The organism is Streptococcus sp. 400_SSPC (assembly GCF_001072745.1).
Taxonomy (GTDB): Bacteria; Bacillota; Bacilli; order Lactobacillales; family Streptococcaceae; genus Streptococcus; species Streptococcus xiaochunlingii.
In genome coordinates, this window is sequence record NZ_JVIQ01000009.1 from 1 (window position 1) to 21,240 (window position 21,240).

Here is a 21,240-nt window from a genome sequence, read left to right on the forward strand (position 1 = left end):
TCAGTTGGTAGTAGCGCATGACTGTTAATCATGATGTCGTAGGTTCGAGTCCTACTGGCGGAGTCAGTACCCGAAAGGGTTTTTTTATTTCTCTTTATTAATAAAGTAAAAAAAGGTTCTTTCGAACCTTTTTCTTAGTTAAAGAATACATTGTATAGAGCTTTAATAGCCTGTTTTTCTTGTTCTTGATTTACGACAAACATGATGGAAACTTCGCTGGATCCTTGAGAAATCATTTGGATATTAATGTTATTTTCTGATAAAGCCTTTGTGGCTGTAGCTGTTACACCAATTTGATTTTTCATATTCTCTCCGACAATCATAATAATGGAAAGATCATGTTCAATTTCGGCATAATCTACTTGTAAATCTTGGATTAGATGTTTTAAAATTTCTTGTTCTTTAATTGGAGTCAATTCTTTTGACCGAAGAATTACTGATAAGTCGTCAATACCTGTTGGCATATGATCCCAACTAATATTCAAATCTTCTAAAATTTGCAATAATTTTCTACCAAAACCGACTTCTCTATTCATTAGGTATTTGGTGGTATTAATGCTGACAAATCCAGAGTCTCCTGCAATTCCAACGACTTTAACATTTTCATCGGTATGGTTCAGCACAATCTTCGTACCTGGATGTTTTGGATTGTTGGTGTTCTTGATCACCATTGGAATCTTTCCACGATAAGCAGGAACAAGTGCTTCATCATGGAGGACACTAAAGCCAGCATAGGCTAATTCCCGCATTTCTTTATAGGTTAATTCAGGAATAGAATGTGGCTGTTTGATAATGCCAGGGTGAGCTGCAAAAATACCATCGACGTCTGTAAAGTTCTCGTAGAGATCTGCTTTAACTCCCGCTGCAATAATAGATCCTGTAATATCAGAACCACCTCTTGAAAAAGTACAGACTTGTCCTTCTTTAGTAATTCCAAAGAATCCAGGGATCACTAAAATTTCATTATGATTTCTCAGTTCTTCAATCTTATCGTAACTAGAAGGGAGAATGCGGGCATTGCAAGGTTCACTTGTTACAAAGATACCTGCATCTTTTGGATGGATATATTTTGCTTCTAAACCCTTTTTTACAAAGTAAGCTGCAATGAGTTTTGCATTGTTGTTCTCTCCAGCTGCTAAGAAGGTATCATATAAGAAGGTATTATCGGACTTGGGAAGTGTTGCAAGGGATTTGATATCTCTAGCAATCTCTTCGATAATTTCCTCGTCTAAGTTTAACTCCTCTGTAATGGAACGATAGCGATTGATAATCCATTCTTGACTTTGGTTCGTATCTTTTCCGTTGGTATATTCTTTATAATACTTGATGAGGGCATCTGTGACTTTTGTGTCCTCAGCATTGCGTTTCCCTGGAGCAGAAACGACCACGTATTGACGGGTTTCATCTTCTTTAACAATATTGAATACTTTTTCTAGCTGGGTAGCAGATGCTAACGAACTACCACCAAATTTAACTACTTTCATGTGGACTCCTTTACAAAACTTACTTTAAATTATACCAAAGATAAGGCTTGGTTACAATCTAAAAAACACTGTTATCAAGCGAGTCTTTCGGGTGAGACACTTTGTTATGAAAATGTAATTTACTTCTCAAAGTAGTTGTGCTAAAATAATATGAAAATAAATAAGTTCAATTATCAAACAATTTGAATAGCTAATTAGTAAAGAGGTGGCTTATGGTGTTCGAAACGATTATTTATTCTGTAGAAGAGGATCTCGCATCTATTATTTTAAATAGACCAGAGGTTTCAAATGGTTTTAACATTCCAATGTGTCAGGAAATCCTTGAAGCATTAGAATTAGCTGAGAAGAATCCAGATGTGCGTTTTATTTTATTTAAAGCAGTCGGCAAGGTTTTTTCAGTTGGTGGTGATTTAGCTGAGATGAAACGGGCTGTTGATGCTGATGATATCGATTCGTTAACGCAAATTGCGGAATTGGTCAATCAAATCTCTAAAAAAATGAAGCAAATTCCAAAACCAGTGATTATGGTTGCAGATGGTGCGGTTGCAGGAGCAACTGCTAATATGGCAGTAGCGGCGGACTTTTGTATTGCTTCTGATAAAGCCAAGTTTATTCAAGCCTTTGTTGGGGTCGGTTTGGCTCCTGATGCTGGTGGTCTATTCCTTTTAGGAAGAGCCATTGGTTTGACTAGAGCAACTCAGTTAGCAATGACTGGTGAACCATTAGGTGCTGAAAAGGCTCTGGAATATGGCGTTGTGTACAAGGTTTTTGAAGTAGAAAAATTAGACAAGACTGTCAACCAACTACTCATCAAGTTAAGACGTAGCTCAGACAATTCTTTTGCTGCGATTAAAGAGTTGGCTTGGTCAAGCATGCTGACTGACTGGGATCGTTATGCTGAAATTGAGTTGAGATTGCAGAGAAATCTTTCTCTAAAGGAAGACTTTAAAGAGGGAGTTAATGCCTATTCAGAGCGTCGGCGCCCAAAATTCCAAGGAAAATAAAAACGTAAAATTTTTATGTTTTTGTTGCTGAGGCTTGCTATTTGGTTTGATTTTTGATAAAATTCGATTATCAAAGTAATGAATAGGGGGTGTGGTTTTTGAATTTTCAACTAGTCAATGATTACCTTACATCCATTTTTAACAACGTATTAGTCATCGAAGAAACTAGTTTACGTAGCAGTCGATTTAATGATGTTTCCATTAAGGAAATGCACACCATTGATGTCATCGGCTCAACACCAAACGCAACTCCAAGTGATATTTCGCGTTCGTTAATGGTAACGTTAGGTACAGTCACTACCAGTTTAAATAATCTTGAACGAAAAGGTTATATTGAACGAACCAGATCTGAAGTTGATCGTCGGGTCGTCCATTTGAGTTTGACCAAAAGAGGCAAGCTCTTGTATCGGCTTCACCAACAATTTCACAAGCGGATGGTCAATCAAATTATTGATGGGATGTCTCCAGATGAACGGAAAGTGATGCAAAAAGGGTTGCAGAATCTTTATCGTTTCTTGGAGGAGTTGAAATAATGACTTTTGCAAAAATTAGTCAGGTAGCCCATTATGCGCCAAGCCAAGTGATTTCTAATCAGGATCTTTCTGAACGGATGGATACCAGCGATGAGTGGATTGCTAGTCGGACAGGAATTCGGAAGCGTCATATTACTCAATCAGAATCAACCAGCGATTTAGCTACGGAAGTGGCTCGACGCTTGCTTGAAAAAAGTGGTTTACAAGCGGATCAGTTGGATTTTATTATTGTTGCAACGATTTCGCCCGATTCCATGATGCCATCCACTGCAGCTCGTGTTCAAGCTAAAATTGGGGCCTCTAAAGCTTTTGTTTTTGATTTGACAGCAGCTTGTAGTGGATTTGTCTTTGCGCTTGCGACTGCTGAAAAGTTGCTTCGGTCTGGCCAGTACAAACGAGGAATCGTTATTGGGAGTGAAACCTTATCGAAAGTGATTGATTGGGAAGATCGGACAACAGCGGTCCTATTTGGGGATGGTGCTGGCGGTGTTTTATTGGAAGCTTCCGAACAACAAACTTTTTTAGCTGAAAGTTTATTTTCAGATGGTTCTCGTGGAGAGGTTCTTCAATCATCATCTGTTGGTTTATCTTCACCATATTCAGATAAGGAAGAAGATAAAAAATATCTATCAATGGATGGAAGAGCAGTCTTTGATTTTGCTATTCGGGATGTGGCTAAGAGTATTAAACATATGTTGGCTAATGCTCCAGTAGCTGTTGATGAAATTGACTATTTCCTCTTGCATCAGGCAAATGACCGTATCTTAGATAAAATGGCTAAGAAAATCGGGGTTGATCGGGAAAAACTTCCTGCAAATATGATGGAATATGGCAACACCAGTGCCGCAAGTATTCCAATTTTATTATCGGAGTGTGTCGACCAAGGACTAATCAAATTGGATGGAAGTCAAATAATTCTTCTGTCAGGATTTGGTGGAGGTTTGACATGGGGCTCACTTCTTGTTACAATCTAGTTAAATATGTGGTAACACATTTTAAAAATTTTTATTATTTTAAGGAGGCCAATCATGGCAGTATTTGAAAAAGTACAAGAAATTATCGTTGAAGAACTTGGTAAAGAACCATCAGAAGTAACTCTTGAGTCTACTTTTGAAGATCTTGAAGCTGATTCATTGGATTTGTTCCAAGTGATTTCAGAAATTGAAGATGCATTCGACATTCAAATTGAAACTGAAGAAGGATTGTCTACTGTAGGGGACCTTGTTGCTTACGTAGAAGAAAAAACTAAATAATAATGGATGAGAGTATCGAAAGATATTCTCTCTTGTTTAGGTAATAGTTTGACGCTCAAAGCAAAGAATCGCTTTCAAACTATTACTTAAGCGAAAATGAGGAAGGTACTATGCAAACACGAATTACTGAATTATTAAACATTAAATATCCAATTTTCCAAGGTGGTATGGCTTGGGTAGCGGATGGAGATCTTGCTGGGGCTGTATCTAATGCAGGTGGTCTTGGGATCATCGGTGGAGGAAATGCACCTAAAGAAGTTGTCAAAGCGAATATTGATCGTGTCAAATCCATTACTGACAAACCTTTTGGAGTCAATATCATGCTCCTTTCTCCTTTTGCAGATGACATCGTTGACTTGGTTATCGAAGAAGGGGTTAAAGTTGTTACCACTGGTGCAGGGAATCCTGGGAAATACATGGATCGTTTCCATGAAGCGGGCATTACCGTTATTCCGGTTGTACCTTCAGTAGCTTTAGCAAAACGGATGGAAAAACTAGGTGCGGATGCTGTCATTGCTGAGGGAATGGAAGCAGGAGGTCATATTGGTAAGTTGACGACCATGACCTTGGTTCGTCAAGTGGTCGAAGCGGTCTCTATTCCAGTTATCGGTGCTGGTGGTGTTGCAGATGGTGCAGGAGCGGCTGCGGTCTTCATGCTTGGAGCAGATGCTGTTCAAGTGGGAACACGATTTGTCGTTGCTAAAGAATCAAATGCTCACCAAAACTTTAAGAATAAAATCTTGAAAGCTAAGGACATTGATACAGTGGTGTCTGCGTCAGTTGTTGGCCACCCAGTTCGTGCGATTAAGAATAAATTGGCTTCTGCCTATAACCAAGCTGAAAAAGATTTCTTGGCAGGTAAGAAGACTCAAGAAGAAATTGAAGAATTAGGAGCAGGTGCTCTTCGCAATGCGGTTGTTGACGGAGACGTTGATAACGGATCTGTGATGGCAGGACAAATTGCAGGTCTCGTAAGTAAAGAAGAAACCTGTGCTGAAATCTTGGAAGATATCTATCTTGGAGCTGCTAAGGTCATTCAGAAAGAAGCAGCTCGCTGGGCAGATGTGAAATTCTAACAAGTAAAGGAAAGGAAGAGAACAGTGACAAAACGTGCCTTCTTATTTGCTGGTCAAGGTGCCCAAAAATTGGGGATGGCTAGTGACTTGTATGCAACTTATCCCGTTGTCAAAGAGACATTTGATACGGCTAGTCGTATTCTAGGTTATGATTTGCGTGAATTGATTGATTCTGACGAAGAAAAACTCAATCAAACACGCTATACTCAACCAGCTATTTTGACAACTTCTGTAGCTATTTATCGTCTTTTGGCAGAAAATGGCATGACACCGGATATTGTGGCTGGTCTCTCCCTGGGAGAATATTCTGCTTTGGTTGCCGCAGGTGCTCTTTCCTTTGAAGAAGCGGTCGCCTTGGTAGCTAAGCGAGGGGAATTTATGGAAACAGCTGCGCCTGCTGGAAGCGGAAAGATGGTAGCTGTTATGAATACTGATCCTGCCTTGATTGAAGAAATCTGTCAACAGGCTTCTGAAAAGGGAGTTGTAACACCCGCTAACTACAATACTCCTGCCCAGATTGTGATTGGTGGAGAGGTTGAAGCTGTGGATTATGCAGTTGAACTCTTACAAGAAGCAGGGGCAAAACGGTTGATTCCTCTGAATGTCTCTGGTCCTTTCCATACGGCCTTGCTTGCTTCTGCTAGTGAAAAACTGGCGACTGAACTTGAAAAAGTTACTTTTAAGGACTTTAGCTTGCCTTTGGTTGGGAATACAGAAGCAAAGATCATGAAATCAGACGAAATCAAAGCTTTATTAGCTCGCCAAGTGATGGAGCCCGTTCGTTTCTATGATTCGATTGCGACGATTCAAGAGTTTGGAGTAGATGAAGTGATTGAAATTGGTCCAGGTAAGGTCTTGACTGGTTTCTTGAAAAAGATTGATAAAACTCTTCCAACGAAAAATGTGGAGGATCAAGCCAGCCTTGATGCCCTACTGAACGAATAAGATGAGGTGACTATGGAACTAAAGAATAAAAATGTATTTGTTACTGGCTCAAGTCGAGGCATTGGATTGGCTATTGCGCATAAATTTGCGTCAAAAGGTGCCAACATTGTCTTAAATAGTCGTGGAGAGCTCCCAGCAGGCCTAGTGGATGAATTTGCCTCATACGGTGTGAAGGTAGTTGGCGTTACTGGGGACGTATCCCAAGCTGCGGAAGCGAAACGAATGGTCGCGGAAGCGATTGAAGCACTTGGCTCAGTAGACATCCTTGTCAACAATGCTGGGATTACCAATGATAAGCTCATGTTGAAATTGACGGAAGAAGATTTCGAGCAAGTCTTGAAGGTGAATTTGACCGGTGCTTTTAATATGACACAATCGGTCTTAAAACCGATGACCAAAGCACGTGAAGGTGCTATCATTAACATGTCGAGTGTTGTCGGTCTGACAGGAAATGTTGGACAAGCCAACTATGCAGCCTCAAAAGCTGGTTTGATTGGTTTTTCTAAATCTGTAGCACGTGAAGTAGCTGGTAGAAATGTCCGTGTCAATGTCATTGCGCCGGGCTTCATTGAGTCTGATATGACAGAAGGACTTCCTGAAAAAATTAAAGAAATGTCTCTCGCTCAAATTCCAATGAAACGATTTGGAAATACAGAAGAAGTGGCAGATGTTGCAGTCTTTCTTGCGACTCAAGAATATCTAACAGGGCAAGTCATCGCAATTGATGGTGGCTTAACCATGCAATAAAAAGAGGTAGGTTTTGAAATGAAATTAAATCGTGTTGTTGTAACAGGCTATGGCTTGACATCTCCAATCGGAAACACTCCAGAAGAATTTTGGAACAGCTTAAAAGAAGGAAGGATTGGAATTGGTCCGATTACAAAATTTGACCACAGTGACTTTGCTGTTCATAATGCAGCTGAAATCCAAGATTTCCCATTTGATAAGTACTTTATCAAGAAAGATACAAACCGCTTTGACAACTACTCTTTGTATGCCTTGTATGCCGCTCAAGAAGCTGTGAATCATGCAGGTTTAGATGTAGAAGCTATTGATAAAGATCGTTTTGGTGTCATTGTTGCTTCTGGTATTGGTGGTATCAAAGAAATCGAAGATCAAGTGATTCGTTTGCATGAAAAAGGACCAAAACGTGTCAAACCAATGACCCTTCCAAAAGCTTTGCCAAATATGGCATCTGGTAATGTTGCGATGCGTTTTGGAGCTAATGGAATTTGTAAATCGATCAATACTGCTTGTGCCTCTTCCAATGATGCGATTGGGGATGCTTTCCGCGCTATCAAGTTTGGTTTCCAAGATTTGATGTTGGTCGGTGGTTCTGAAGCTTCTATTACACCATTTGCAATCGCCGGTTTCCAAGCCCTAACAGCTCTTTCAACAACAGAAGATCCAACTCGTGCTTCTATTCCATTTGATAAAGATCGGAATGGTTTTGTGATGGGGGAAGGATCAGGAATGTTGGTACTTGAAAGTTTGGAACACGCTGAAAAACGTGGTGCAACCATTCTTGCTGAAGTCGTGGGTTACGGAAATACTTGTGATGCTTACCATATGACTTCTCCACATCCAGAAGGTCAAGGTGCTATTAAAGCTATGAAGTTGGCTTTGGATGAGGCAGAAATTGAACCAGCTCAAGTTGATTATGTCAACGCCCATGGTACCTCTACTCCAGCAAATGAAAAAGGAGAAAGTGGTGCAATCGTTTCTGTATTTGGTACAGAAGTTCCAGTATCTTCTACAAAATCATTTACAGGTCACCTCTTGGGAGCAGCAGGGGCAGTTGAAGCTATTGCGACGATTGAAGCAATTCGCCATCAATATGTTCCAAAAACTGCTGGAACACAAGAGTTATCAGATTATATTGAAGCCAATGTCATCTTTGGTGAAGGGCAAGAACGTCCGATTTCCTTTGCTATTTCCAATACATTTGGATTTGGAGGACACAATGCTGTCTTAGCCTTTAAACGTTGGGAGGGATAAAGTGAATATTCAAGAGATTAAAGACCTAATGAGTCAATTTGACCAATCTAGTCTTCGTGAATTTAGCTATCAAAATGCAACGGATGTGCTATCATTTAGTAAAAATGCTGGCAGTGTAGCTAGCCCACAACCTGCTACGCCGGCTCCTGTAGTTCAAGAAGTGGCACCTGCTGTTGAGAGCCCTGTTGTTCTTGCAGAAGAACCAGTTGCTTCTTCAGCACCAGCTCCTGAAGCAAGTCCAGCAGTAGCAGCAGAAGGGGAAGTGGTTGAAAGTCCTCTTGTTGGTGTAGCTTATTTAGCTTCAGGTCCAGATAAACCAGCTTTTGTTCAGGTTGGAGATAGTGTTTCAAAAGGCCAAACCCTATTGATTATTGAAGCGATGAAAGTTATGAACGAAGTTCCTGCACCAAAGGATGGAATTGTCACTGAAATCCTTGTTTCAAATGAAGAAATGGTTGAGTTTGGGAAAGGATTGGTACGGATTAAATGATCGATATTCAAGCTATTAAAGAGGCTCTTCCGCATCGCTATCCGATGTTGTTGGTGGATCGCGTCCTTGAAACAAGTGAGGATACGATTGTAGCCATTAAGAATGTGACGATCAATGAGCCCTTCTTTAATGGGCACTTTCCAAGCTACCCAGTAATGCCAGGTGTCCTCATTATGGAAGCCTTGGCACAAACTGCTGGTGTCTTAGAATTATCCAAACCAGAAAATAAAGGAAAATTAGTCTTTTATGCTGGAATGGATAAGGTTAAATTTAAAAAACAAGTCGTTCCGGGAGATCAGCTCGTAATGACGGCTACCTTTGTCAAGCGTCGTGGTTCGATTGCGGTCGTGGAAGCAAAAGCGGAAGTCGATGGGAAATTAGCTGCTAGCGGGACCCTAACATTTGCAATTGGTAACTAGGGAGGTTTCTATGTTCCGAAAAATTTTAATCGCGAATCGTGGTGAAATTGCGGTCCGGATTATTCGAGCTGCTCGTGAATTAGGAATTGAAACAGTCGCTGTCTATTCAACGGCTGATAAGGAAGCCTTGCATACCTTACTAGCGGATGAAGCAGTTTGTATTGGGCCTGCCAAATCAACCGAGTCTTATTTGAACATGAATGCTGTTTTATCTGCAGCAGTTTTGACTGGATCAGAAGCGATTCACCCAGGATTTGGATTTTTGAGTGAAAATTCGAAGTTTGCCACCATGTGTGAGGAAGTCGGGATTAAGTTTATCGGACCATCAGGATCTGTCATGGATATGATGGGGGATAAAATTAATGCCCGAGCACAAATGATAAAAGCAGGTGTACCTGTAATTCCAGGATCAGATGGTGAAGTTCATACAGCTGAAGAAGCCTTGGAAGTTGCCGATCGGATTGGCTATCCTGTCATGCTCAAGGCATCAGCTGGAGGAGGCGGTAAAGGGATCCGTAAAGTAGAACGGGCAGAAGACCTAGTCCCAGCTTTTGAATCTGCTTCGACAGAAGCTAAGGCGGCCTTTGGAAATGGAGCTATGTACCTTGAACGTGTCATCTACCCAGCTCGTCATATTGAAGTTCAAATCTTGGCTGACCAATTTGGGCATGTGGTTCATTTGGGTGAACGGGATTGTTCCCTTCAAAGAAACAACCAAAAGGTTCTCGAAGAATCTCCATCCGTAGCAATCGGTAAGACAATTCGAGACCAAATCGGATCTGCAGCTGTCCGAGCAGCAGAATCTGTTGGCTATGAAAATGCGGGGACAATCGAGTTTCTTTACGATGAAGGTAAAGGCGAATTTTACTTCATGGAGATGAACACTCGGGTTCAAGTCGAGCATCCCGTGACAGAATTTGTCACAGGAATTGATATCGTGAAAGAGCAAATTAAAATTGCTGCTGGGCAAGAATTGACTGTTCGTCAAGAAGATATTCAAATTTCTGGCCATGCCATTGAATGCCGGATCAATGCAGAAAATCCTGCCTTTAACTTTGCACCAAGTCCAGGAAAAATCACCAATCTCTATCTTCCAAGTGGAGGAGTCGGCTTGCGCGTGGATTCAGCTGTCTACCCTGGCTATACGATTCCACCTTACTACGATAGTATGATTGCCAAAATCATTGTCCATGGAGAGAATCGTTTCGATGCCTTGATGAAGATGCAACGCGCCCTCTATGAGTTGGAAATTGACGGTGTAATGACCAACAGTGATTTCCAATTGGATTTGATTTCAGATTCGAATGTGATTGCTGGTGATTACGATACCGCCTTTCTGATGGAGACATTTTTACCAAATTATCAGAAAAATCAATAAGCAATGAACTTTGTAAATGTGAGATTCATTTTCACAAGGAATGAACGCGCACAATTACAAAGTTCTTTTACCAAGTAAGGAGAAGTTGATGGCTTTATTTTCTAAAAAAGATAAGTACATTCGAATTAATCCCAATCGGTCGGCCATTGAAGCACCTCAGCCAAAACCAGAGGTTCCAGATGAGTTGTTTTCTCAGTGTCCGGGCTGTAAACATACGATTTACCAAAAGGATCTGGGAAGTGAACGTCTGTGTCCTAAGTGTGGTTATACCTTCCGCATCTCTGCGGTTGAGCGACTTCAATTGACGATTGATCCAGGAAGCTTTATTGAACTGTTTACGGGTATTGAGACCAAGGACCCGCTTAAGTTTCCAAACTACAAGAAGAAATTGGCGGCTGTTCGTGAATTGACAGGACTTGATGAAGCTGTGCTAACAGGAACTGCAAAGATCGGGGGGCATCAAGTGGCTCTTGGTATTATGGATTCTAATTTCATCATGGCTTCTATGGGCTCTGTGGTCGGTGAAAAGATTACGCGTCTATTTGAATTGGCGACAGAAGAAAAGCTCCCAGTTGTGCTCTTTACCGCTTCTGGTGGCGCTCGGATGCAAGAAGGAATCGTCAGTTTGATGCAGATGGCTAAAATCTCTGCAGCTGTTCAAAGACACTCAAAAGCAGGCTTGTTTTATCTGACAGTTCTAACAGACCCAACAACAGGTGGGGTAACGGCGTCGTTTGCAATGGAAGGGGATATTATCATTGCAGAGAGCCAGGCCCTTGTGGGATTTGCAGGTCGACGAGTGATCGAGTCTACTGTACGGGAACAGTTACCGGATAATTTCCAAAAGGCTGAATTTTTGCAGGAGCATGGCTTTGTGGATGTGATTGTCCAGCGTAGTGAGATGCGTTCAACAATCGCAGACTTGTTAGCCTTTCATGGAGGGAAGTAATGACAAGAATAACACAAATTATTAAAGAAGCTCGTGACCAAGGACGTTTGACAGCTCTCGATTATGCACATGGAATTTTTGATAATTTTATCGAATTACATGGAGATCGGAATTTCCGAGATGACGGTGCAGTGATTGGCGGAATTGGCTGGTTAGGGGATCAAGCGGTGACGGTTGTCGGTATTCAAAAGGGAAAGAATCTTCAGGACAACCTCAGTCGAAACTTTGGCCAACCCCACCCAGAAGGTTATCGAAAAGCCTTGCGTCTGATGAAACAGGCGGAGAAATTTGGTCGTCCAGTAGTAACCTTCATCAACACTGCGGGTGCTTATCCGGGTGTTGGTGCTGAAGAGCGGGGACAGGGTGAGGCTATTGCCCGCAACCTCATGGAAATGAGTGACTTAAAAGTTCCGATTATCGCGATTATCATCGGAGAAGGTGGCTCAGGTGGGGCTCTTGCTTTAGCTGTAGCAGACAAGGTCTGGATGCTAGAGAACTCCATCTATGCAGTTCTGAGTCCAGAAGGATTTGCCTCTATTCTCTGGAAAGACGGAAGCCGTGCCATGGAAGCAGCTGAATTGATGAAGATTACTTCGCATGAGTTGTTGAATATGGATATTGTGGACAAGGTGATTCCGGAGCATGGTTTTTCTAATGGCGAATTACTAGCTCAAGTGAAGAAGGAAATCAAAGCAGAATTGAAGGAGCTACAAGCCTTGCCTCTCGAAGAACTTCTAGAGCAACGTTACCAACGTTTTCGTAAATATTAAAAAACTGAGCTTGCAATTTGCAAGTCTCAGTTTTTTTAAACTTTATTTTGGTGCGATGACTTCAGCTCCACCCATGTATGGACGAAGGACTTCAGGAATAGTTACAGAACCATCTTCGTTTTGATAGTTTTCAAGAATAGCTGCCACTGTACGTCCAACAGCCAATCCAGAACCATTCAAGGTGTGGAGAAGTTTAACCTTACCATCTGCTTCATCACGGTAACGGATTTGAGCACGACGTGCTTGGAAATCTTCAGTGTTTGAGCAGCTTGAAATTTCACGGTAGGTGTTTTGAGCAGGGATCCAAACTTCCAAGTCGTAAGTCTTAGCAGCTGAGAAGCCCATATCTCCTGTTGAGAGAGCCACGACACGATATGGAAGGTTCAGTTTTTGAAGGATGTTTTCAGCGTTGGCTGTCATCTTTTCCAATTCTTCATATGATTCTTCCGGTTTGGCAAATTTGACCATTTCTACCTTATGGAATTGGTGTAAACGGATCAAACCACGAGTGTCACGACCAGCAGAACCTGCTTCTGAACGGAAAGAAGGGCTCATCGCAGTAAAGTAGATTGGGAGATCCTTGCCATCGATGATTTCGTCACGGTAGTAGTTGGTCAGAGGTACTTCAGCGGTTGGAATCAAGACATAGTTGGTGTCGCTGAGTTCAAAAGTATCTTCTTTGAATTTTGGATATTGACCAGTACCAAACATAGAATCGTGGTTGACCATGTAAGGGGTGATGACTTCTGTGTATCCTTCCTTGCCATGCTCATCCAACATAAAGTTATAGATAGCACGTTCTAAGCGAGCTCCAAGCCCCTTGTAGAAGAGGAAACGAGCGCCAGTGACTTTTCCACCACGTTCCCAGTCAAGGATGTCTAAGTCTTCTCCAAGGTCCCAGTGAGCTTTAGGTTCGAAGTCAAACTCGCGAGGAGTTCCCCAACGGCGAACTTCTACGTTATCATCTTCATCAGCTCCAACAGGCACGCTATCAGCAGGGATGTTTGGAAGAGTCGTAGTAAATTCTGTCAATTTTGCATCGATTTCTGCCAATTCTGCATCAAGAGCTTTAACTTCTGCAGAGAGAGTTTGCATGGCAGCAATCTTATCATCTGCATTTTCTTTATTTCGCTTAGCTTGAGCGATTTCAGCAGATACGGTGTTGCGCTCAGCCTTGAGGCTTTCTACTTTGACCAAGATGTCACGACGTTTGGCATCGATTTCTTTCATTTCGTTCAAGATGGCAGCATCTACACCGCGTGTCGCTAATTTTTCAGCAACTGTATCAAAGTCTGTACGAATTCGTTTAATATCTAACATAGCTTCTCCTTTAACAAAAAGCACACCTGTTACAGTGTTGGAGTGGCAGGGCCACGGTTCCATCCAACTTCACAGGTGTGCACTTGATTTGATCTTCAATTTTTTGATAAACGGTAGAATTTCAATTAAGTCCTCTATCTGCTCACAGCAACCGCAGACTTTCTGAAAGATTTCCTTAATTTACTTATCCGTTTTCGTTTATTATACAAGAAAAGAAGCTATTTTGCAAATAGATTTTTAATTTTAGCTGCGATGGTTTGGATCAAGGTCGGTAGCTTGACAATTTTATCATTCCCAAGGTGTTGACGGGCAATTTTTAAGATTTTCCCCGAGTCTTTAGAAGCAAATAGGAACTTGCTTTCCTTGGTGTAAATTTCAAAATGGCGGCTAATTTTACGCCCGGATACGTTGGCTCCAATCTGTTCGATTTCTTTCCAGGGAATTTGGACGTAGTCTTCTACATTAGCATCTGCGTAAAATTCAAAAGCCACATCTCCAACTAAGATTTTTCCAACCTTTCCACCAACACCTAGATAAGAGACACCAGTGGTATGGAATTCCACGGTTTTATTCTGTGATTGCGCCATGTGATCCTCCTGTATTTCTATTCATTCCATTATATCATAATAAAAAGAAGGCCGAAACCTTCTTTTTAGTTGATTTTTGATTACATCAAGCCAGCAACGTGTGCCAAGACACCGATTACAAAGAGGGCGATGATGATAGTGATTGGAGATACTTTCTTCTTAAGCAACCACATACAAGCGAAAGTAAGAAGCAATCCCATCAAACCAGGAATCAATGAATCCAAGTTTTGTTGGAAAGTCGTAACTTTTTCAGGTGTTTGAGATAGACCTGAACCAACTTGAGCGAAGGCTTCTTGGATACCCTTGTATCCTTCAGGAAGTTTATCCCAGTGGATATAAGCTTTGTCGTCTAATTTGACAGAAGAAACATTAAAGATGAATTTAATAGATACCCAACGTTCTACCAAGACAGCAAGGATGAACATTCCGAGGATAGAAGCTCCTTTAGTGATATCTTGCAAGATCCCACCAGACATATCTTTGGTAATTTCAGAACCTGCTTTGTATCCAAGTTCTTGGGTGTACCACAAGAAGGACATACGAATCGCATTCCATGCAATAAAGAAGATGAGTGGGCCAAGGATGTTACCTGTCAAGGCAAGAGATGCACCAAGAGCTCCAAGGATTGGACGAACTGTAAACCAGAAGACAGGATCTCCGATACCCGCCAAAGGTCCCATCATACCAATCTTAACCCCTTGGATAGCGGCATCATCAATCGCAACGCCATTTGCTTTTTCTTCTTCAAGGGCAAGAGTTACCCCGATGATTGGAGCAGCTACGTATGGGTGAGTGTTGAAGAACTCCATGTGACGCTCAAGAGCAGCCGCTTGGTCTTCTTTCTTCGTGTAAAGTTTTTTGATAGCTGGGATCAATGAGTAAGCCCAACCCAAGTTTTGCATCCGTTCATAGTTCCAAGAACCTTGCAAGAAGGTTGAACGCCACCAAACTTTTTGACGATCTGATTTAGATAATTGTAATTTTTCAGTCATGATAGTGTCACACCTTTCTTAATAGTCTTCAAGGATATCGCCGATTGGGTCATTAGAAGTAGCAACTCCGCCACCTCCATTGCCACCTTTCTTAGAGAGAGAAAGGTAGATCAAGGCAAGGGCAACACCAATTGCACCAAGGGCGATCAAGGTCAATTGGCTAACGGCAGCAAGAGCAAAACCAATGGCAAAGAATGGCCAAACTTCACGGCTTGCCATCATGTTGATAACCATGGCGTAACCAACGGCTACGACCATACCACCACCGATTTGCATACCGTCTGACAACCAAGCAGGCATCGCTTCAAGAGCACCTTTAACAGTGTCAGCAGGGATCATCAAAAGAAGGGCTGCAGGAATGGCGATACGAAGACCTTGAAGAAGAAGGGCCACAAAGTGAGCGCGTTCTACACCTTTGATATCCCCTTTTCTAGCAGCTGCGTCGGCAGTGTGAACCAAACCAACGGAAAGGGTACGGACGATCATGGTCAAGAAAAGACCAGCAACTGCAAGTGGAATAGCGACACCTTGAGCGACAGCGATTCCTTTTGTACTGAAGTCTCCCCCAAGTACCATGATGATGGCAGCAGCGACAGATGCAAGGGCAGCATCGGGTGCAACTGCGGCACCAATGTTGGCCCAGCCAAGTGCAAGTAATTGAAGGGAACCACCAAGCATAACACCGGCAGTCAAGTTACCTGTTACCAAACCGATTAAGGTACAGGCAACAAGTGGTTGGTGGAATTGGAATTGGTCAAGGATACCTTCAAGACCTGCTAAGAAGGCAACAACGACCACTAATACCATAGAAATAATAGACATGTTTAAAATCCTTTCGTAAGTAATCGATTATTGAACGTTAGCTTTGTTAATTAAGTCAAACAAATCTTTCTTAGAGTCATTTGGTACTTTACGGACGTCAAATTCAACTCCAAGATCACGCATTTTTTCAAATGTAGCCACGTCATCTTTATCCATTGACAAGACATTGTTGACCATGGTTTTACCAGTTGAGTGGGCCATTGAACCAACGTTCAGAGTTTTGATTGGCACACCGCCTTCGATGGCACGAAGGGCATCTTGAGGTGTTTCAAATAAGATCAAAGCATGTGTTTCGCCAAAGCGTGGATCTTTTGCAACGTCGATCAATTTTTGAATTGGGATAACGTTTGCTTTCACACCATTTGGTGCTGCTTGCTTGATCAACTCTTTACGGAGCTCATCTTTGGCAACTGAGTCTGAAGCTACGATAATTCGATCCGCTTTTGAATCAGGTGTCCAAGCAGTTGCAACTTGTCCATGAAGAAGACGTGTATCTAAGCGGGCAAGGTTAATCTTGAGTTTTCCATCTCCGATAACCGTTCCTTCTGGAATAGCAGCTTGGGCTACAGGAGCAGCAGTGGCTGTACTAGCTTCTTCAACAGGATTCAATTCTTCTGGAAGAGCTTTGACACCGTCTTTTGCTTCCTTGATGATGTTTGCAGCGACTTGATCAACGCCGGCATTTGCATCCATCAAACGTTCTGTATAAGCTTGAATCAACATCGGAAGGTTTAATCCTGTGATGATCGCAAATTTACGATCGGGATTTTCCCCCATGACACGACTCGCTTGGTTAAATGGAGAACCACTCCAAAGGTCAGCCAAAACCAAGATTTCATCTTCTGCATCAAATGCAGCAACAGCAGCATTGAATTTAGCATAGAGATCATCTGGGCCTTCACTTGGCATGAACGTAACCACTTGAACTTTCTCTTGATCCCCAAAGATCATCGAGCCGGATTGGTGGATTCCAGCTGCAAATTCACCGTGGCTAGCAATAATGATACCAATACTCATTATTGACATTCCTCCTTATAAAATTTGTTTGACTTTCAGTTTAAGAAAACTTTAAGCTTATTTATTATAAAACGTTTTCATAATAAAGTCAATTTTTCAGTACTAAATTAAAGGAAAAATAGATTCTTTGATATATTAAATTGTTAACATCTATTTTTAGATGTTGGTAAACTTCTTTGGCTATTAAATTTGAAAATCCTTGATAAGAGGGGAACGAAGGGGATTCGAAGTTTCTGAAAAGAGTAGTAGTAGGTTCTAATAGGTAAAATAAAAATATAGCAACCTATTGCAGGTCCTGTTTGTGAGAAACTAAAAAAGACCAGCCCATTTGGACTGGTCTAATAGGTTGAGTTGATTAGTTGGTGAAGTCAAGTACCATACGTCCTTGAATGGTTCCGGCTTCCATTTCGTCAAAGACTTTGACAGCATCTTCTACTGGACGTTTTTGAACAACTGGAACAACCAATCCTTCTGCACCAAATTGGAAGGCTTCTTCCAAGTCTTTACGAGTTCCTACTAGGGAACCGATGACTTGGATGCCATCTAATACTGTTTTTACAATACTGAGGTCCATCATTTCAGAAGGAAGTCCGACTGCGATAACGCGGCCACCCGCACGAACTGAATCAACAGCTTGGTTGAAGGCTACTTTAGAAACAGCGGTTACGACAGCAGAGTGAGCTCCACCATTTGTTTTTTCTTTGATCAATCCTGGAACATCTTCGACTTCGCGACCATTAATGACAAAGTCTGCCCCAACTTCTTTAGCCAATTCGAGTTTATCGTTGTTGATATCAATAGCGATGACATGAGCGTTGAAGACTTTCTTGGCATATTGAACAGCCAAGTTACCCAGTCCACCAGCTCCATAGATAACGATCCATTGTCCTGGTTCAGCTTTGGCTTCTTTGATAGCTTTGTAGGTTGTAACCCCGGCACAGGTAATAGAAGAAGCTTGAGCTGGATCTAAACCTTCAGGTACTTTCACTGCGTAATCTGCAGTAACGATACATTGTTCAGCCATTCCTCCATCAACAGAGTAACCAGCATTTTTTACAGTACGGCAAAGGGTTTCGCGACCAGTAGTACAGTATTCACAAGTACCACATCCTTCGAAGAACCATGCGACACTGACTCGATCCCCAACTTTGAGGCTCTTGACATCAGGAGCAAGTTCTTTAACAATTCCGATTCCTTCATGTCCTAGAACACGTCCTGGAACTTTACCAAAGTCTCCGTGAGCAACGTGCAAGTCCGTGTGGCAGACACCACAGTATTCGATTTGGACAAGCGCTTCCCCTGTTTCCAATGGGCGCACGTCTTTGTTTGCAACGATTTCAACACCAGTACCTTCTGGATTTACAACAACAGCTTTCATAGTTTTCCTCCTCAAGAGCTTAGTTGAATTAGAGACGGTAATAAAACGAGAAGTAACATCACTTGAATCATTATCGTATGAAACGAGCTAGGCTCCTTTTTTATTTTTGTTATGTTAATTTTATCACAAACTCCATCAGTTAGCAAGCGTTTACATAGAAAATTTTCTGAAAATAAACTTAACCAGTTAAATTACTTTCAGAAAAAGTCCCTATAAGGTTCCGTATGTTTGAGAAAATAAAAAAGCTTGAACCATCTTTTATAAAAGGTGATTCAAGCGATTCTCTTTATTTATAAGAAGAGTTTTTCTAGTTGACGAGCAACGCCGTCCTGATCATTTGTATACTCGGTTTGTTTATCCGCATAGGGGAGGAGGATAGGATTGGCATTTTTCATTGCATAACCAGTTCCTGCGAAAGCCAACATGTCTGTATCGTTTTGTTCGTCTCCAAAGGCGATGAGGTCTTTCCGATCAAGTCCGTATGTCTCGAGGAGATAGTTGAGGGCAAAGGCCTTATTGACCCCTTTTGGAGCGCACTCCAGAATGTTGAGGGGTCCACCCCAGCTATTGATTTCTAGCTCGTGATGGTAGTAATCACGCATTTCTTCGGCTAAAGCATACTTATCTTCAGCGCGTGTTTGAAAGAGGATGGCATTCGGATTTTCGGTAACTTTACGAGCTTCGAATTTTGTTTTGGAGGAGATTTTTGAAACCCCAAATAAGGCGGGATCAATAGTATGGTGGTAGGTATGGGTGACATAGAACTTATTGCGATACTCTCCTGCAATAAAGTCCGCTTGGATGTCATTTTCTCTCTCGACCATATCTAGGAGGTATCTTTTATCAAGGGTCATGGATAGTTCTTTCGACCATTTTTTATTTGGAATATGAGTGAGAGCGCCGTTAAAGTTAATCATGGGACTTTCCAATCCCAATTCCTTATAGATATGATCTGCCATTCGATAGGGACGCCCAGTTGTAATAATAACCCGGTGACCTTGTTCACTGACTTTCTGGATGGTTTTAATCGTAAAGGGAGATAATTTGCTCTCAGAATTTAATAAGGTGCCATCTAAATCGACAGCGATTAGTTTTTTATTCATAGGAAGATTCCTTTCATTTGTATGGTTTTTCTTACTCTAAATGTGGAGTATAGAAGTGCCATATTTTAAGAAGAATGCTACCATTATACCAGATAAACAGAAAAATTTCAGTCTTTCGAATAGAAGACGATGTGACACGAAAGATTGTCCAGATGAATCTCTTGTAAAAGTGAATGATTTTTGATAAAATATTGGTATTGTTCGTGATTGAGTTACGAGCAGATTTATTTTTTTTAAGGAGTTTATTAGAAAAATGGATAAGTTTTTCAAACTATCTGAACACGGAACAACGGTTCGTACAGAGGTATTAGCTGGTTTAACGACCTTCTTTGCCATGTCTTATATCTTATTTGTAAACCCTCAAATGCTCTCCCAAACAGGAATGCCTGCTCAGGGAGTATTTCTAGCAACCATTATTGGGTCAGTCGTTGGGACTCTCATGATGGCTTTCTACGCGAATCTGCCTTATGCCCAAGCGCCAGGAATGGGCTTGAATGCCTTCTTTACCTTTACAGTGGTATTTGGGATGGGCTATTCTTGGAAAGAAGCCTTGGGAATGGTATTTATTTGTGGATTAATTTCCTTGATTATCACATTAACTAATGTTCGGAAAATGATTATTGAGTCCATTCCAAATGCTTTGCGTTCAGCTATTTCAGCTGGTATCGGAATTTTCTTGGCTTATGTGGGAATCAAAAATGCTGGCTTGTTGAAGTTTTCGATTGATCCGCATACCTATACGGTGGCAGGAGAAGGGGCTGACAAAGCGAATGCAGCGATTACAGCAAATTCTGCAGCGGTTCCAGGACTTGTTAGTTTCAATAGTCCGACAGTCCTCCTTGCCTTGGCTGGCTTAGCCATTACTGTTTTCTTTGTCATCAAGGGCATTAAAGGAGGAATTATCCTTTCTATCCTTACGACAACAATCCTCGCTATTGTGTTTGGCATTGTTGATCTTTCAACGATTGACTTTGGTAGTACCCATCTTGGAGCAGCCGTTAATGATCTTGGCAAAATTTTTGGAGCTGCACTTGGTTCAGAAGGATTAGGTTCTTTGATTACCAATACTTCTCGTCTTCCTGAAACCTTGATGGCCATCCTCGCTTTCTCATTGACAGATATCTTTGATACGATTGGTACCTTGATTGGAACTGGTGAAAAAGTTGGTATTGTTGCCACAAATGGTGAAAATCATCAATCCGCTAAATTGGATAAAGCCCTTTATTCAGACCTCGTAGCGACATCTGTTGGTGCTATTGCAGGTACTTCGAATGTGACGACTTATGTTGAGTCAGCTGCGGGTATCGGAGCTGGTGGACGGACTGGTTTGACAGCCCTTGTAGTAGCCATCTGTTTCGCAGTGTCAAGTATTTTTAGTCCCCTTCTTGCTATTGTACCGACAGCAGCCACAGCACCGATTTTGATCATCGTTGGGATCATGATGTTGAGTAGCTTGAAAAACATCCATTGGGATGATATGGCAGAAGCTGTACCAGCCTTCTTCACCTCTATCTTTATGGGATTCAGTTATTCCATCACAAATGGAATTGCAGCAGGTTTTATTACTTATACAGTAACCAAATTGGTCAAAGGTGAAGCCAAAGAAGTTCACAGTATGATTTGGATTTTAGATGCCTTGTTCATCTTGAACTTTATCAGTATGGCCTTGCACTAGAATGAACATAGAAGAAAGCTTGGACAGAAGGTCCAAGCTTTTTTGAT

Annotated in this window: 22 protein-coding genes; 14 read left to right on the forward strand and 8 right to left on the reverse strand. The window is 41.6% G+C overall.

The annotated features are described in order from the left end of the window. Positions 1-134: 134 nt before the first annotated feature. Positions 135-1,484, reverse strand: coding sequence for an aspartate kinase (locus tag ADH49_RS02010; protein ID WP_048688749.1), 1,350 nt, complete (start codon positions 1,482-1,484; stop codon positions 135-137). Positions 1,485-1,696: 212 nt separating this feature from the next. Between ADH49_RS02010 and ADH49_RS02015 the strand changes: the two genes are divergently transcribed. The 13 genes from ADH49_RS02015 to ADH49_RS02075 all read left to right on the forward strand — a co-directional run bounded on the left by ADH49_RS02015 (position 1,697) and on the right by ADH49_RS02075 (position 12,299). Beyond that, positions 1,697-2,488, forward strand: coding sequence for an enoyl-CoA hydratase (locus ADH49_RS02015; RefSeq protein WP_048688753.1), 792 nt, complete (start codon positions 1,697-1,699; stop codon positions 2,486-2,488). A 98-nt stretch (positions 2,489-2,586) separates the two neighbouring features. Further along, the gene (locus ADH49_RS02020; protein ID WP_006597415.1) at positions 2,587-3,021 is read left to right on the forward strand and encodes a MarR family winged helix-turn-helix transcriptional regulator; all 435 of its coding nucleotides are present in this window, start codon (positions 2,587-2,589) and stop codon (positions 3,019-3,021) included. Beyond that, on the forward strand, positions 3,021-3,995 hold the full coding sequence (locus ADH49_RS02025; protein ID WP_048688758.1) for a beta-ketoacyl-ACP synthase III: 975 nt from the start codon (positions 3,021-3,023) through the stop codon (positions 3,993-3,995). Before ADH49_RS02020 ends, ADH49_RS02025 begins: the two co-directional genes overlap by 1 nt. Before the next feature lie 54 nt (positions 3,996-4,049). Next, complete coding sequence (locus ADH49_RS02030; RefSeq protein WP_003003892.1) at positions 4,050-4,274, forward strand: acyl carrier protein; 225 nt, start codon at positions 4,050-4,052, stop codon at positions 4,272-4,274. A gap of 110 nt (positions 4,275-4,384) precedes the next feature. Further along, on the forward strand, positions 4,385-5,350 hold the full coding sequence (gene fabK, locus ADH49_RS02035) for an enoyl-[acyl-carrier-protein] reductase FabK (protein WP_048688761.1): 966 nt from the start codon (positions 4,385-4,387) through the stop codon (positions 5,348-5,350). Positions 5,351-5,374: 24 nt separating this feature from the next. Further along, positions 5,375-6,295 carry an ACP S-malonyltransferase gene (fabD, locus tag ADH49_RS02040; RefSeq protein WP_048688765.1) on the forward strand — a complete coding sequence of 307 codons (921 nt, stop codon included), beginning with the start codon at positions 5,375-5,377 and terminating at the stop codon, positions 6,293-6,295. Positions 6,296-6,307: 12 nt separating this feature from the next. Further along, positions 6,308-7,042: a 3-oxoacyl-[acyl-carrier-protein] reductase gene (fabG, locus tag ADH49_RS02045; protein ID WP_048688768.1), complete on the forward strand. Its 735-nt coding sequence runs from the start codon at positions 6,308-6,310 to the stop codon at positions 7,040-7,042. 18 nt (positions 7,043-7,060) lie between these two features. Next, complete coding sequence (gene fabF, locus ADH49_RS02050) at positions 7,061-8,293, forward strand: beta-ketoacyl-ACP synthase II (protein ID WP_048688771.1); 1,233 nt, start codon at positions 7,061-7,063, stop codon at positions 8,291-8,293. A 1-nt stretch (position 8,294) separates the two neighbouring features. Beyond that, complete coding sequence (gene accB / locus ADH49_RS02055; RefSeq protein WP_048688775.1) at positions 8,295-8,783, forward strand: acetyl-CoA carboxylase biotin carboxyl carrier protein; 489 nt, start codon at positions 8,295-8,297, stop codon at positions 8,781-8,783. Continuing rightward, the gene (gene fabZ, locus ADH49_RS02060; RefSeq protein WP_006596902.1) at positions 8,780-9,202 is read left to right on the forward strand and encodes a 3-hydroxyacyl-ACP dehydratase FabZ; all 423 of its coding nucleotides are present in this window, start codon (positions 8,780-8,782) and stop codon (positions 9,200-9,202) included. Before accB ends, fabZ begins: the two co-directional genes overlap by 4 nt. Positions 9,203-9,212: 10 nt before the next feature. Further along, a complete protein-coding gene (locus ADH49_RS02065; protein WP_048688778.1) occupies positions 9,213-10,580 on the forward strand; it encodes an acetyl-CoA carboxylase biotin carboxylase subunit in 1,368 nt (455 codons plus the stop codon). Positions 10,581-10,668: 88 nt separating this feature from the next. Next, positions 10,669-11,529, forward strand: a complete 861-nt coding sequence (accD, locus tag ADH49_RS02070) for an acetyl-CoA carboxylase, carboxyltransferase subunit beta (protein WP_006597410.1) — start codon at positions 10,669-10,671, stop codon at positions 11,527-11,529. Then, the gene (locus ADH49_RS02075; RefSeq protein WP_048688781.1) at positions 11,529-12,299 is read left to right on the forward strand and encodes an acetyl-CoA carboxylase carboxyl transferase subunit alpha; all 771 of its coding nucleotides are present in this window, start codon (positions 11,529-11,531) and stop codon (positions 12,297-12,299) included. Before accD ends, ADH49_RS02075 begins: the two co-directional genes overlap by 1 nt. Before the next feature lie 42 nt (positions 12,300-12,341). Here the strand turns inward: ADH49_RS02075 and serS are convergent, their stop codons facing one another. The 7 genes from serS to ADH49_RS02110 all read right to left on the reverse strand — a co-directional run bounded on the left by serS (position 12,342) and on the right by ADH49_RS02110 (position 19,518). After that, positions 12,342-13,619, reverse strand: a complete 1,278-nt coding sequence (gene serS / locus ADH49_RS02080) for a serine--tRNA ligase (RefSeq protein ID WP_048688786.1) — start codon at positions 13,617-13,619, stop codon at positions 12,342-12,344. 218 nt (positions 13,620-13,837) lie between these two features. Further along, the gene (locus tag ADH49_RS02085) at positions 13,838-14,206 is read right to left on the reverse strand and encodes a DUF956 family protein (RefSeq protein WP_048688789.1); all 369 of its coding nucleotides are present in this window, start codon (positions 14,204-14,206) and stop codon (positions 13,838-13,840) included. A gap of 80 nt (positions 14,207-14,286) precedes the next feature. Continuing rightward, positions 14,287-15,198, reverse strand: a complete 912-nt coding sequence (locus ADH49_RS02090) for a PTS system mannose/fructose/sorbose family transporter subunit IID (protein ID WP_048688793.1) — start codon at positions 15,196-15,198, stop codon at positions 14,287-14,289. Positions 15,199-15,216: 18 nt separating this feature from the next. Then, on the reverse strand, positions 15,217-16,020 hold the full coding sequence (locus tag ADH49_RS02095) for a PTS mannose/fructose/sorbose transporter subunit IIC (RefSeq protein WP_048688795.1): 804 nt from the start codon (positions 16,018-16,020) through the stop codon (positions 15,217-15,219). Between the two features lie 27 nt (positions 16,021-16,047). Continuing rightward, positions 16,048-17,037 (reverse strand): PTS sugar transporter subunit IIB, encoded by a 990-nt coding sequence (locus tag ADH49_RS02100; protein ID WP_048688796.1) that lies wholly within the window; start codon positions 17,035-17,037, stop codon positions 16,048-16,050. A gap of 355 nt (positions 17,038-17,392) precedes the next feature. Further along, the gene (gene adhP, locus ADH49_RS02105) at positions 17,393-18,415 is read right to left on the reverse strand and encodes an alcohol dehydrogenase AdhP (protein ID WP_048688797.1); all 1,023 of its coding nucleotides are present in this window, start codon (positions 18,413-18,415) and stop codon (positions 17,393-17,395) included. Between the two features lie 290 nt (positions 18,416-18,705). Beyond that, entirely contained in the window at positions 18,706-19,518 is an 813-nt protein-coding gene (locus ADH49_RS02110) for a Cof-type HAD-IIB family hydrolase (RefSeq protein WP_048688800.1), read from the reverse strand. A 253-nt stretch (positions 19,519-19,771) separates the two neighbouring features. On the opposite strand from ADH49_RS02110, the gene ADH49_RS02115 reads away from it, so the two are divergent. Continuing rightward, positions 19,772-21,193, forward strand: coding sequence for an NCS2 family permease (locus tag ADH49_RS02115; protein WP_048688804.1), 1,422 nt, complete (start codon positions 19,772-19,774; stop codon positions 21,191-21,193). Positions 21,194-21,240: the final 47 nt, after the last annotated feature.

What these genes read in the sequence shown, in the direction of transcription:
- ADH49_RS02030 (WP_003003892.1), top strand. Translation starts at nt 4,050, where the DNA reads ATGGCAGTATTTGAAAAAGTACAAGAAATTATCGTTGAAGAACTTGGT.
- ADH49_RS02010 (WP_048688749.1), bottom strand. Translation starts at nt 1,484, where the DNA reads ATGAAAGTAGTTAAATTTGGTGGTAGTTCGTTAGCATCTGCTACCCAG.
- fabG (WP_048688768.1), top strand. Translation starts at nt 6,308, where the DNA reads ATGGAACTAAAGAATAAAAATGTATTTGTTACTGGCTCAAGTCGAGGC.
- ADH49_RS02025 (WP_048688758.1), top strand. Translation starts at nt 3,021, where the DNA reads ATGACTTTTGCAAAAATTAGTCAGGTAGCCCATTATGCGCCAAGCCAA.
- fabZ (WP_006596902.1), top strand. Translation starts at nt 8,780, where the DNA reads ATGATCGATATTCAAGCTATTAAAGAGGCTCTTCCGCATCGCTATCCG.
- ADH49_RS02075 (WP_048688781.1), top strand. Translation starts at nt 11,529, where the DNA reads ATGACAAGAATAACACAAATTATTAAAGAAGCTCGTGACCAAGGACGT.
- serS (WP_048688786.1), bottom strand. Translation starts at nt 13,619, where the DNA reads ATGTTAGATATTAAACGAATTCGTACAGACTTTGATACAGTTGCTGAA.
- ADH49_RS02065 (WP_048688778.1), top strand. Translation starts at nt 9,213, where the DNA reads ATGTTCCGAAAAATTTTAATCGCGAATCGTGGTGAAATTGCGGTCCGG.
- ADH49_RS02100 (WP_048688796.1), bottom strand. Translation starts at nt 17,037, where the DNA reads ATGAGTATTGGTATCATTATTGCTAGCCACGGTGAATTTGCAGCTGGA.
- ADH49_RS02085 (WP_048688789.1), bottom strand. Translation starts at nt 14,206, where the DNA reads ATGGCGCAATCACAGAATAAAACCGTGGAATTCCATACCACTGGTGTC.
- fabF (WP_048688771.1), top strand. Translation starts at nt 7,061, where the DNA reads ATGAAATTAAATCGTGTTGTTGTAACAGGCTATGGCTTGACATCTCCA.
- fabK (WP_048688761.1), top strand. Translation starts at nt 4,385, where the DNA reads ATGCAAACACGAATTACTGAATTATTAAACATTAAATATCCAATTTTC.
- ADH49_RS02095 (WP_048688795.1), bottom strand. Translation starts at nt 16,020, where the DNA reads ATGTCTATTATTTCTATGGTATTAGTGGTCGTTGTTGCCTTCTTAGCA.
- accD (WP_006597410.1), top strand. Translation starts at nt 10,669, where the DNA reads ATGGCTTTATTTTCTAAAAAAGATAAGTACATTCGAATTAATCCCAAT.
- ADH49_RS02110 (WP_048688800.1), bottom strand. Translation starts at nt 19,518, where the DNA reads ATGAATAAAAAACTAATCGCTGTCGATTTAGATGGCACCTTATTAAAT.
- adhP (WP_048688797.1), bottom strand. Translation starts at nt 18,415, where the DNA reads ATGAAAGCTGTTGTTGTAAATCCAGAAGGTACTGGTGTTGAAATCGTT.
- ADH49_RS02115 (WP_048688804.1), top strand. Translation starts at nt 19,772, where the DNA reads ATGGATAAGTTTTTCAAACTATCTGAACACGGAACAACGGTTCGTACA.
- ADH49_RS02090 (WP_048688793.1), bottom strand. Translation starts at nt 15,198, where the DNA reads ATGACTGAAAAATTACAATTATCTAAATCAGATCGTCAAAAAGTTTGG.
- ADH49_RS02015 (WP_048688753.1), top strand. Translation starts at nt 1,697, where the DNA reads ATGGTGTTCGAAACGATTATTTATTCTGTAGAAGAGGATCTCGCATCT.